This window comes from Limnobaculum zhutongyuii, from assembly GCF_004295645.1.
GTDB classification, from domain to species: Bacteria; Pseudomonadota; Gammaproteobacteria; order Enterobacterales; family Enterobacteriaceae; genus Limnobaculum; species Limnobaculum zhutongyuii.
Window position 1 is genome coordinate 3,400,730 of the sequence record NZ_CP034752.1, and the last position, 12,351, is coordinate 3,413,080.

Sequence of the window (12,351 nt, forward strand, 5' to 3'; positions counted from 1 at the left end):
ATATGGCCCTTATTCGTACTCTGTTGATGGATTTAAATCAGACTGGCGATATGATAAAGACTTCTGTCACAGTAGCGTCCTATATTATTAAACGTTCAGACTCATCACGCAGCTACGTCATGCTGGTATTGTCAGAATTAAGAAAAGGCAGCTATATCTACAGGGAGGATGGTAAATTGACCAGGATAATTTCATTGCCGGAGAAATTCTAAACGCTTAGTTTACTGGCTGGCGCACTGCCAATAGCATTGGCTACCCATTAGCAGCCCTTGATTATCTTTTTACTCTATAGTTAGTAAAACCCCCTTCAGGGATAAAAATAATGACAGACAAGTTTCCCGACTATGAAATACATCGTCAGCGATTGATGGATGCATTTACCCAAAGCGATAAGATTAAAAAAATTACTGTGCCAAAAGGTAGTACATACAATCTGTCTGATGAAATTTGTTGTATTAAACAGGGCATTTTTTCTCTCTATATCAATCAGGGGGACCGCCTGCTCGGTTGTTACGAAGGGCAAGTCATTATAGGTCTGACTAATTTTTACGCCGAACTCATCTCTTTTAATATTAAACCTGGACAAACCTGTACTCTGTTTACTTTATCAGTCGAAGAAGCCCGGAAAATTATCAAAGCAGAAAATTTATCTCAGTCAGTGGGCTACATATTGGTAAATAATACCAACGCCTTTTTTCAGATATATGAAAAAGTTATTAGCCCGAATAACTATACATTTATTCGCCTTATGCTGATGGATTTAAATCAGTCTACTGATGCAATAAAGGCATCTGTAACCGTGGCGTCCTATATTATTAAACGTTCAGGATTGTCACGCAGCTATGTGATGCTGGTACTGTCAGAATTAAGAAAAGGTGGCTATATTCAGATGGATGATGGCAAACTGACTTCAATAACGTCATTGCCGGATAGGTTCTAAATGCTTAGTTTGCTGGTGGGTATTCAAATAAAAAATTAAACATACCTTAGCTATCTTCCTTTATTATCTTTATCTTATAGTTAATATAACCATCCGCTCAGGTGCAAAATAATGACCGATATCTCCTCCGACTGCGATACACATCGCCAATGGCTGATGGAAGCCTTTCTCCGCAGTGGTAAAAGCCAAAAACTTACCATTAAGAAGGGTAAGGCATATCCCATGACTGATGATATCTACTGCATACAGAAGGGCTTTTTTGGTATCTACATGAACGAAGAGCGCCTGTTGACCTTTTATGAAGGACCAGCGGTTCTCGGTCTGACTAACTTTTATGCCCCCCTCCCTATTTTTACATTAAGCCTGGTGAAACCATCAGCGTCGATGCTTTGACGGTAGACGATGCTAAAAGTGTTATTGCTGAGGAAAATTTGTACGAATCGGTAAACTATATATTGGCTAATAATGCGGCCGAATATTATCGTGTGTTTGCAAAAACCATTAACCCTAATAATTATGCGTTTATTCGCCTGTTACTAATAGAATTAGACCAGTCCAGCGACGAGATAAAAACCTCGGTAACCGTAGCTTCTTATATTATTAAACGATCCTGGTTGTCACGCAGCTACGTGATGCTGGTGCTGTCAGAATTAAGAAAAGGTGACTATATCCACATGGAAAATGGTAAATTGATTTCGATAACATCATTGCCGGAACGATTCTAAACTCACTTTCAATTAACCAATGTTTTACAACAGATATGCAATATAAGTTAGTGATCCTCAGTTCTATTTTTGACCTATAGTTAATAAAGGTCCTTGTTTAGGTACAAAATAATGCCAGATATATTCCCCGATTATATAAAGCATCTTCAGCTGGTGATGGACGCTTTTATTAAGAGCGATAAAATCAAAAAGATGACCATTCCAAAAGGAAATAAGTATCTGACAACTAATGATGTTCACTGTGTTCAGGAAGGTTTTTTTTCTATTTATATGAAACAGGGGGAGCGTCTGCTGGCTTATTACGAAGGGCAAGCCATCTTCGGCCTGACTAATCATTATACTAATCCTATCTATTTTTATATTAAGCCCAGCAAAACCAGCACCATATATACCCTGACCACAGAAGAAGCCCAAAGAATAATTACCGAGCAGAATTTATACCAGTCAGTAAACTATATACTCGCTAATAACATGACCAAATTTTTTCATATGTATGAAGAAACCATTGCCCCTAATAATTATGCGTTTATTCGTCTGCTGCTGCTGGATTTAAATCAAACTAGTGATGACGTAAAATCCACCGTCACGGTAGCCTCTTACATTATTAAGCGGTCCGGATTATCACGTAGCTATGTGATGCTGGTGTTGTCTGAATTAAGAAAAGGCGGCTATATCCAGATGGAAAACGGCAAATTAATCGGAATAACGTCATTACCCCAGAAGTTCTAAACTTCAGCTCAATCAGTGACATTTTTACAAAAAATTAGCCAACCTCGTGGTGCCAGGCACCCGCGAGGCTTAGGATTAGCGTACTGCTGTAGGTAACAACACCCGACGGGCTCCTATATAGTGATCCTGCCAGTAATCGTCATCTAATCGACTAATCTGAATATCTTTGCCGGTACGTGGTGCCTGTATAAATTCACCATCCCCCAGATAAACACCGACATGGTCCGCATAACCACTTCTGCGGCTATGGGTTCGGAAGAAGACTAAATCACCGCTGTGTAACTGTTGTTTTTCAACTTTAATTGCCTGCTCGTCAGACATATGAAACATATTATTGGCAGTTCTTGGCAACGCTGATTTCAGATGCTCCCGATACGCATAGTTAACCAAACCACTGCAATCAAATCCAGTTCGGGGCGACATGCCACCATAACGATAAGGCTTACCCAGCTGTTTCATTAAGTTAGCAATCACTTCGCGTTTGGCGGTCACCATGGTGTTTTTCTGCACCGTCGAGATTTGCGGGTGCATACCTTCAGTAATGCGTAACTCATCAACATTGCGCTGACGGAATGGATTGCTACCCGCCAGAATTTCTTGTTGTTCATCAGACTGTTGATAAGCCTTATTGGCACCATTTAATGTCACGCGTTTTCGTTTGGTGCTTTTTTTAATCATCACCTGGGCTGCCAGCGGTGCTTTTTTACTCACTTTATGATGATTAGCCGCATGGGCATTAAACGAGAGAAACAGCATAAAAATGCAGATAACCCCTCCAACGGAGGAACGGAACAGGCTGTAGAGTGCGGTAGGTATAATTTGCGTCATAATTGTATGATTTGAATTTATATTTCTGTCTCAAACTGAAAAGTGGAAAAAGTTAAACCAGTCTATTCAGTTAAGCAGATTTTAAAACGCCTTTTTTGTAACTCAGACACATATAAAAATGACAAGATATTTCAAGCAGAAACAAGTCTGGCAAAAATGTGACATCCCTTGGGTCACTTGTTAAGTAAATGACCTTAAGCACTACAACTGACATTTAAGTCTTATTATTTTTCTCTGTTTATTCACTTTTTATGCAAACACCCCATCAGTGCCTCGCTGATGGTGTTTTTAGCTTCAGACTGCGAGAAAGTCCCGCGCTTTAATGTATTACCTCCATTCTGGCAAATAATTCAACTTCATTTCTGGCCCCCAGTTTACGCATCAGATGATATTTATGGGTACTGACCGTTTTGGCACTGCGACATAACTGTTCGGCGATCTGCACAATGCTATACCCTTGATACATTAGCTTTAGTACCCGCTGTTCAGCATCGGTAAGCGAGTCTACATCCGGGTCAATGCTCGCTACTGTCGATGGCATATACAGTGTTGAGCTAATTATCAGCTCTCCGGATAGCGCACGACTTATTTGCTGGCGCATCTCTGCTTCCGGCGTTTGCAACGCTAACAGGGATATCAAAGGCTGTTGGCATAACTTAATCATCTGCTCATCAGATAATAAATCGGTAATAACTAACATTGGCTTATCGCTGCGTATCGACTGCAACCACAATAGCCAGTTCACACCATCAACAGCCTCCTTTTCATTATCCCGAATATCGCTCACCACCAGATCCGCCTCAACTAATCCGGGGATACGGGCCATAACGCTGAAAGATTCTACCGCCTGAAAGATTACCTCAGGCAGGTGAGTACTGAGAAAATGCAGTAGTCCATTGCGAACTAATGGGCAGGCGTGCATCACAATGCCCTTTTTTACAACTGGTGCAATGCTTTCCATTATATCAGTATCTCTCTGGCCATCATTCGTCCCCCCAGCACCTGTAATTCACCGGGATTAACCATATGCAATTTATTCATCACCGATTTCTTTTGGGTGCTGATAGTACGTACATCTCTGCCGGATAATTGAGCAACATCTCCCACACTGAGTCCGGCCAGCAATGCCTGTGCAATATAACGTTCCTGAGGGCTTAATAATGAAACCTTCTGTTTCTCTTTACGCAGCATAATGCTGTGGAGAAACTCTTCTGGATCGGCCGGCATACTGAATACAGCATTAACACCGAATCCCAATAGCAAGTCCTTCAGATAAGATACGGTGTTACATAAATAGGCCGTGATATGAATTTTTTTGTCATATCCCGCGATAGCGGTCATCTGTTGCAATAAAGCCAGAGTATCCGTACCGCGACCAATATTTGTCAGCAGTAGGGTATCGGCCTGATATTGACTCACGGCATCAGCAAGTGTGGCTGTATCACTAATACGAACCAAAGTTATATGTTTTTTTACTGACATCTGAGCCAGATGTTGGATACCAAACCAGGCGATATCGCAAGGTTCCAGCACCAGAATGGTTTGAGGGGAAGTCTCTAAGCTTTTCATATTTTTTTTATTCAACGACATGATTGTATTCCTGTTAAATGTTGATCTACCCGCTGGCGGAGAATCACTTATTTCCACCGGCGGGTAATAAACACTTACTGATAAGTGAAGTTAACCAACACGCTGCTGGAAACTTGTCCGGGTTCTGCCGCACCCAAAGGCGTGTATAACCGGGCGGCTAATGGAAAGGTCACCGTACCCGCGTCAACATTGACCGTCATGGTGCTGTTATTAGATAAAACCACACTCCGATCGGCATCTTTCGCCATGTGACTGGCGGCGCTGCCCGCAGGTTCGGTATTGGCAAACAGCGTGTTATCAGTACTATCCGGCGTACCATTAAAGGTGACCGTACTTTTAGTTGTGCCTGCCGGGCAGTTGGTCAGATCCAGGCTAAAACTTATCCAAGTGCCGGTATCATTGGCATTCTGAAACAAAGATCTTCCCATGTTGCCAAGGCTCACTTCCTGACCCGCAATAAGAATCGGACTAACGGTACACGCAGCCGCTATGACCTTACCGCTAATATTAACATCGGCGGCATGTACCTCCTGCCCCGACGAAAAAGCAAGGACAGAAAGCAGCATATTGAGAAGAAAAATGCGTTTTAACATAATGGCTCTCCCGCCAGTTAACTGAGGTATCAGTTATAGGTGAAATCCATCATTGCGACAGTTTTGATATTACCTACGGTGGCGTTACCCGGGGTGCTGTATGGACGCGCCTGCAGATCAAAAGTGGCTTTTTTACTGGCATCAACATTAACCGTCATGGTGCTGTTATTACCTTTATCATCAACGGTGCATGAACGGTTTTGTACCTGAACCGATACGTTGGTGGCATAACCTGTACCGGTGGTATTGGCATACTTGTTAGCATCGTTACCATCCGCCGTACCGCTAAATTTAGCAGTCACTGAAGTGGTACCGGCAGGACAATTACTCAGAGTCACTTCAAACTCTTTCCAACCACCATATGTGTTGGCTCCACTAAGGGTTGCCGCAGTCACATCAGGCATAATCACATCGTAAGAACCACTGTTATCAATAGTACAAGCGGCCGCAATAACTTTACCTGTAATATTAACGGTTACAGGAGCCGCATTTATGCCCAAAGAAAACAACAGAAACGTTGTTACAATAGTAGTTGTATTTAAAATTCTATTTTTATAGATATACATTAGTTATTTCCTTATATATTAATTTAGAGACGCTCAGGTTCTTAGTTGTAATACACAGTTATGGTTAATGCGGTGTTTACATTTCCAAGTGCTGGTGTATTATTCATCCAAAACATTTGTGCAGAGAAAGGAACAGATACATTATTTGTGTTTGTTAAGTCGGCGAAGTTTTCAACATCGGAATATTGGATATAATTTCCTGTCATCAGATTCTTTATTTTTATCCCAACCCCCTCCAGAACACTTAATGTATTATTATCAAGTTTATTTGATGGTGAACTATATGTTGCGGTTAACTTAAACGGATCGTTACAACTCTTGAGTACATTAACTGTGAACTCCTTTTCTGCAGCCATAGTTCCCGTTGAATTAGGCACTGCAACAACTGAGCCAAAATCTACCTGATTAGGTGTAACCGATAGATTTGCCTCGCATGAAGCAAAGCGAATACCTTGCATATTGGTTGTCGCATAACGAAAGTTGGAGTTTGGTGTCATATTTAAGCCACCAGCGCCATCCAATTGGAAAACATCTAATGTATTAGGCCCCGAATAGTTGCTACCACTCGGTACTCCTTTTTTATTGATATAAACATAATAACTAACTGTAAATCTCACTGAATAATTTGCTTTACAAACTGATTCGCTATTCGAACAAGCTGGAACAATAACTCCAGGTACTGTGATTCTGGAAGCTGACATAATGTCAGGAACATTAACGCCACCAAAATTCATCCCTACTTGAATACCCTGACCTAAAGAAGTACCTGCTGGATTAAAATAGACATAAACAGGTTCAGCCTTACTACCTTCCCCCCCACCGGTTCCATAGTCCTTCCAGCATTGAATAGCCATTGTTCTATTTTCTGAACGCCATATTAACGTCCCATCTGCAGCGGTAACAGGAACGACCACACTACCTATATTTTCAGTAAACTTAAATGATTGATCACCTGCATTCACACACTTCAATGCATATGCGTTCTCCATCATCACCATGGATAAACAAAATAATAATAAAGTGCGTATACACAACATCATCGGCCAATTGTGGCCTTTCTTAATCACAAATTGCGTACTCATTTTCATACCTTAAAATAATTCTATAATGTACAAACAACATGAATGTTTACTGGCATTTCTCATCCATATTCACAATACTTTTATCAACCTGTGGCAGGATATAAACAACTTTGCACTGCTCATTCGGGCTATTGCCCCACTGCACTTTGAGCTGTCCACTTTGACCGAGTCCCGTCAAATAAACCTGCCCCGCATCTCCTACGATAAAACTTTGAGTATCTTTAGCAGCCAAATCCGCCACGATTGCCCCAAATGGTACTGGTTGCCCATTAGCTTTTAGCAATGTCATTAACACTCGTTTACCCACGCTAGTCTGATAATTGGCTTTTACTACCGCCCCCCGGGTTGGCACCACGGTTTGCGTCGTTATGGCAACTTCCATATCATCACCAAAGGTTTCAGTGTTCAGTGTCACATTACTCTTTCTATAAGGACTAACGTATGGCACCACGGTATAACCACGGAAATCCGTTTTCACCCCGGTTTGACCCTGTACATTTATTCCTTGTGCATCGGGTGCAACAATCAATGCCACTGTTTCACCGAACGGCTGACTCAAAGTAACACCATCCCCATGCGCAATAATGCCGCCCTGTAAACCGTAGTTCAGACGCTGACTGTTATCGTCATAAGAATAGCCAGCGTTAATTTCGCCATAGGTGGCCCGCCAATCGGCATTGACGTTGCCACTGTTACCCTGCCCTTGTGAACCATATCCTTCCTGCACACTCCAGCTCAGGTTGTTATCTTCCAGCAACGTACCGCCCACGCTGACGCTATTAGTGGTATTACCGTTTTTGCTGGTGTTAAGCATATAGTTGACATAGGTCGGATGTTTGTTATCAAACAAATTCAGCGGGATGCTGACATTAAAAGAAAACAGCTGATCGTTATCGTAGATACGTTTTCCGTTACTATTATCCGGCCCATAATTGACATTAGAATTACGGTTATAGGTATAACTGAGGCCATAACTGATGCCGTTCCAAGAGTTGTTATAGCTGGCACCATAAGATTCCATCTTTTGTTCAGTATTCCAGTAGTCCTCACGTACTGCATTCAGTGCAACGTTTCCCGCCCCTTGCCATAAATCCTGAGTCATGGTCAATTCAGCACGGTTACGTCGACGTTCCTGCATCCGATAACTATTACCATTGGTATAAGTATCCAGTACTTCCTGCATACTCCAATACCCATCTGTGGCGTAGCGGTAACCGGCAATAGCGAAGTTAGTGCCAGTCTCGACAAAGTTTTTACTGTAGCGTACTCGCCATGACTGACCGCTTTCACGGGTCTTGTGATCCTGATTTAAACCCGACCACGGTTGATCATTTCTGTGTGACCACGCCTGGCTTTTCTGGGTCGACCAGGCTTGAGTGACATCCACCGATACAGCACCAAAATCTCCCAGGTTTTTACCTACACCCACCGCAACCGACTGATACTTACTACTGAACTGACCGCCACCGTAAAGGGTAAATCCCGCCGGCAAACCATACATGGCAGTGGCTTCAGTCAGCGGAGTTTTCTCGATGCTTGAATCATAGGAGCGATACACTCCGCTGGTAATGCTGTACTTCAGACGGCCTTCCCGTTGTAGCACTGGTAATGAAGCATAGGGAATTACCAGTTGCTGCTCGCTGCCATCAGACTCTTTAATCGTTACATACAGGTCGCCAGAACCGCCGGTTGGGTACATATCGGTAATTTCAAAGCTGCCCGGTGATACATAAGTCTGATAGATCTCATAGCCATTCTGACGAATGGTGACCTGAGCATTGGTGCGGGCAATACCGCGCACAATAGGGGCATATCCCTTCAGGCTATCGGGTAACATATCGTCGTCCGAGGCCAGTTGCAGACCACGGAATGGAATGCTGTCAAACACATCTGACGATGAAGCGCTGTCACCGGCGGTCAACTGGCTTTGAAGGGCCGTAATATCATGCTGGGCATAGGTATAAACTGTATCCCACTTATCTTGAGTTTCACTATTAGCATCATCGCTGGCCGAGCGACTCCAGGTGGTATAGTTACGCAGCCGCCATCCCGCAATGTTGATACCCGGACGCAGGTTAACGTACTGGCTATTGCTGTCTGAACCGTTGCCGTCTTTGGCATAATTATTGGCACCGCTTACGCTATAGTTAAGCAGAATTGCCGGGATACCCTGATCCCACTGTTTTGGATCAACCCAGCCCCGGGCAGAGTTGTTCACCGCTGACTGAGGTAAACTTAACAATAATTGTTGACGCTCAAAGCGAAAATCGCTGCTGGCCTGAGGGATAGCCGTCAGATCGCCACAGGTACTGCCAGCAACGCCAATCTCAGGATATTTTTTAATTAATACACCCCAGTTATCCAAATCATCAACCGGAATACAGGGTTGTAGACTCTCGTTGCCCTGCGCATTTTTAATCATGCGAAATTCAACGTTACGCGTCTCCATCTTTTCATTATTGAGGTAGACATCCACCAGATAGGTACCCGGTATCTGCCCCCCCTTATTTTCAAATGCTGACAGGTCAACGGCCTTTTGCCCCTGCGTACCCAGCTCCAACAGGGCAGGGTTGAAGTAATCCTGTGCCTGAGCATCTATCATTGTTCCTGCTGGCAATACCAGTTGGGCAGCGATAAAACAGGCTATTTTGCTTAAACGCAGCCTGGTACTGCCACTTTTAGTATTCTTCATCCTTAATTGCTCCGTTGCCTGTGGAAAGCTTTACTACTTCCCTTATCCCTGATGGGGTTATATTTATTAACGTCCTGGTGAGTGCTCATCACCCACGCCGCCGTAGTCGGAAATAATTTTCCAGGTCACGGAGCCAGATGCGCCTGCCGGTGCAGTAAAGGTGGCCTGGCTCATAGGCGCGACGTAGGTCACATCTTTCACTTCACGCCCCCCCACTTTCACCTGATTAAAGTTCATGTAGAACGGCGTCGGGTTGTTGACGGTCAGATGGTTACCCTGTTGGCTCCAGGTCAGCTTACTGGTGACATCTTCAGGAACGCCTTTTAAATCCTGCGGGCGATAAATCAGCTTAATACGGGTTTTAACTGCGATTTGCAGAGTATTAGCCGCCCCATTTTTACTACCGGCCGGAATAGACTTAACGTTAAGCCAGTAAAGAGACTCTCGATCTTCCGCCAAATCGCCACCGGTACGCACAATACGCAGCACGTTCTGCTGATTTCCCTCCAGGCGAAACAGCGGCGGGGTCACAATAAAGGGAGCTTTCTCAGCGCCACCACTTTGGGTCTCCGCCCAGGACTGGATGAGATAAGGGTTGGTATCCGTATTGCTGACGCTGAGTGAAGCCTCCTTTTTGCCACCGTTATAAATCAGACGGGTCCCACCAACGGTAACACCGCCAGTTTCAGCCGCCTAGGCCAGAGTGCCGCTCAACAACAGCGGAATAAAAAAGGCTTTAAACCAGATATTCATAAAAACTCAATACTCCAAAAAAGGCAGGCCAGCCAAAGCTGGCCTGTTAGAAAGAACTTTCCGTTCCTTTCAGGAACGGAAAGTCACAACTGATTAGTTGTAAACGATAGTGAAGTTACTGGTAGAGTTAGCTGGACCCGCTGTTACAGTCGCAGCAGTTGCATAGTAACGAGCAACGAAGTCAAGATTGTTGTCACCGGTAGCCAGTGAGTAAGCCGAAGAAGCGGTATGTAATGGAACTACAACATTCTTGCTATCAGTCAACTGAATGCCTACGTTAGTTGCCACACCGGTTTCCTGAGTCAGGGCCAGAATGGTATTCACGTTGCTGTCCGCAGTACCATCAAACTTCACTTTTGCAGAAGTGACGGTGGCCGGGCAGTTTTTCAGAGCAATCGTAAATTTGGTTGGTGCTGCAACATCACCTGCGTTTTTGAACGCTGTGTTGGCTACTGTACCCAGAGTAACAGTCAGCGGGTTGCTTATATCGTTAACCACTGTGCAAGGGTCTGCTGTAATGGCACCAACAAAGTTGATTTTACCATCAGCAGCAAATGCAGAAACAGCAGACAGAGAAGCAGTAGCGATCAGGGCAGCAACAATCAGATTTTTTTCATTTAACTCTTCCTTTATATTAAGATGCACACATCTATTTGATTTATATGCATTTATATGCATACATTCCTTGGGTTATCTGGTTAATAAGTGAACAACAAACTGTTCATTATGTTCCAATTTGACCAGTTAAGTGTTTAGCTCTGAATTTATCTGATGAGTTAGTATTTACTTTATTTTTTGACTGTTTTTTATCGAAAGGATGGTTTTTTATTTCAATTTTGTTTTTAACAAAAATGTGTTCTGATATTTTGTTTTTGTTAAAAAATGAAAGTATTTAGCAGGTAAACAGAAAGGATGATTCGCTGAAATATTCGTAGTAGGTTGATTTTAAATTGATAAATGATTTTTTGAATTCAGTGAAATAGCGGAGATTGACAAGAAAAATATTAGTAATTAGTATAGCCGACAGTTTGGAACAATTTGTCCATAGCGTTACAAACTCTTACACACCTTCTGAGTTAGCATTTCTCCTGTTAAATTACTTACCAGGCCCGCAAAAATCGCTGAGCATTGGTTGCGGTATAAAGCACCGTATGCTGAATATTACGATGGCCAAGATAGTCCTGGATCAAACGCGTATCCATTCCTTTATCCGCCAATGCATAGCCACAGGCGTGACGCAGCATATGGGGATGAGCATTCACATCTAAACCTGCACGGCGGCCACAGTCACGCAAAATATCATAAATCCGCTGGCGCGATAGACGATTGCCTTTTTGCGATAAAAAAAGCCACTCTTTAGCGGTATGCCGGTGCCGGGCACGAACATTTAACCAAGCCGTTAGTGCATCACGTTCAAGCTCATATAAGGGATGAATAGTAGAAAGTCCATTCTTTAATCGACGGATAAATATTCGATTATGTGTCAGATCGATATCTGACAGCAGCCAACTGTTAATTTCACTAACCCGACATCCATGGATAAAACACATTCGGATTAAACAATAATCCCTTTCCGGATTAGAACCCTGCCGGGATACGTCCAACAGACGTTCAATCTCACTGGCGGTAAGATATTTGCGGTTTGTCATAGAGACCTCTTCAAAAAATAACAATATGAGCGCGTAAATATCCTTATTCTTATCAAGTAAAAATCATGCCTTATTACAGGCATAATTGTATTCCGTACTTCTTGAGTATATCTGTTGATTGGTAAAGGCGAACGATATTTCTGTAGCGAAGAGATGTGCGCTTATATCAGTCTAAGTTAGATAAAAAATGAATTATCTTGTTCA

The 12,351-nt window shown here is 43.1% G+C and carries 14 protein-coding genes and 1 pseudogene; 5 read left to right on the forward strand and 10 right to left on the reverse strand.

The genetic code is table 11. The features are described 5' to 3' along the window. The first annotated feature begins 2 nt into the window (after positions 1-2). The 5 genes from EKN56_RS21655 (at position 3) to EKN56_RS15180 (ending at position 2,394) form a co-directional block, all read left to right on the forward strand. Positions 3-212, forward strand: a complete 210-nt coding sequence (locus EKN56_RS21655; RefSeq protein WP_407656558.1) for a helix-turn-helix domain-containing protein — start codon at positions 3-5, stop codon at positions 210-212. 110 nt (positions 213-322) lie between these two features. Continuing rightward, positions 323-940: a helix-turn-helix domain-containing protein gene (locus tag EKN56_RS15165; RefSeq protein WP_130592557.1), complete on the forward strand. Its 618-nt coding sequence runs from the start codon at positions 323-325 to the stop codon at positions 938-940. A 111-nt stretch (positions 941-1,051) separates the two neighbouring features. After that, a complete protein-coding gene (locus EKN56_RS15170) occupies positions 1,052-1,333 on the forward strand; it encodes a hypothetical protein (RefSeq protein ID WP_130592558.1) in 282 nt (93 codons plus the stop codon). Positions 1,334-1,371: 38 nt separating this feature from the next. Beyond that, positions 1,372-1,665: a helix-turn-helix domain-containing protein gene (locus EKN56_RS15175; RefSeq protein ID WP_168189668.1), complete on the forward strand. Its 294-nt coding sequence runs from the start codon at positions 1,372-1,374 to the stop codon at positions 1,663-1,665. Between the two features lie 111 nt (positions 1,666-1,776). Then, positions 1,777-2,394, forward strand: coding sequence for a helix-turn-helix domain-containing protein (locus EKN56_RS15180; RefSeq protein WP_130592560.1), 618 nt, complete (start codon positions 1,777-1,779; stop codon positions 2,392-2,394). 75 nt (positions 2,395-2,469) lie between these two features. Here EKN56_RS15180 and EKN56_RS21505 read toward each other — a convergent pair whose 3' ends face one another. The 10 genes and pseudogenes from EKN56_RS21505 to EKN56_RS15230 form a co-directional block, all read right to left on the reverse strand. Next, on the reverse strand, positions 2,470-3,222 hold the full coding sequence (locus EKN56_RS21505; protein WP_130592561.1) for a C40 family peptidase: 753 nt from the start codon (positions 3,220-3,222) through the stop codon (positions 2,470-2,472). Between the two features lie 319 nt (positions 3,223-3,541). Then, a complete protein-coding gene (locus EKN56_RS15190) occupies positions 3,542-4,183 on the reverse strand; it encodes a helix-turn-helix transcriptional regulator (RefSeq protein ID WP_130592562.1) in 642 nt (213 codons plus the stop codon). Further along, positions 4,183-4,812: a helix-turn-helix transcriptional regulator gene (locus EKN56_RS15195; RefSeq protein ID WP_130592563.1), complete on the reverse strand. Its 630-nt coding sequence runs from the start codon at positions 4,810-4,812 to the stop codon at positions 4,183-4,185. Before EKN56_RS15195 ends, EKN56_RS15190 begins: the two co-directional genes overlap by 1 nt. A 74-nt stretch (positions 4,813-4,886) precedes the next feature. Then, positions 4,887-5,405 (reverse strand): fimbrial protein, encoded by a 519-nt coding sequence (locus EKN56_RS15200; protein WP_130592564.1) that lies wholly within the window; start codon positions 5,403-5,405, stop codon positions 4,887-4,889. A 29-nt stretch (positions 5,406-5,434) separates the two neighbouring features. Further along, complete coding sequence (locus EKN56_RS15205; protein ID WP_130592565.1) at positions 5,435-5,971, reverse strand: fimbrial protein; 537 nt, start codon at positions 5,969-5,971, stop codon at positions 5,435-5,437. A 41-nt stretch (positions 5,972-6,012) separates the two neighbouring features. After that, positions 6,013-7,053 (reverse strand): fimbrial protein, encoded by a 1,041-nt coding sequence (locus EKN56_RS15210; RefSeq protein WP_130592566.1) that lies wholly within the window; start codon positions 7,051-7,053, stop codon positions 6,013-6,015. 46 nt (positions 7,054-7,099) lie between these two features. After that, the gene (locus EKN56_RS15215) at positions 7,100-9,745 is read right to left on the reverse strand and encodes a fimbria/pilus outer membrane usher protein (protein WP_130592567.1); all 2,646 of its coding nucleotides are present in this window, start codon (positions 9,743-9,745) and stop codon (positions 7,100-7,102) included. 66 nt (positions 9,746-9,811) lie between these two features. Beyond that, a pseudogene (locus EKN56_RS15220) lies at positions 9,812-10,438 on the reverse strand (fimbrial biogenesis chaperone); the annotation flags it as partial. A 153-nt stretch (positions 10,439-10,591) separates the two neighbouring features. Further along, positions 10,592-11,176 (reverse strand): fimbrial protein, encoded by a 585-nt coding sequence (locus tag EKN56_RS15225; protein WP_130592569.1) that lies wholly within the window; start codon positions 11,174-11,176, stop codon positions 10,592-10,594. A 422-nt stretch (positions 11,177-11,598) separates the two neighbouring features. After that, on the reverse strand, positions 11,599-12,147 hold the full coding sequence (locus EKN56_RS15230; RefSeq protein WP_130592570.1) for a tyrosine-type DNA invertase: 549 nt from the start codon (positions 12,145-12,147) through the stop codon (positions 11,599-11,601). Positions 12,148-12,351 lie beyond the last annotated feature (204 nt).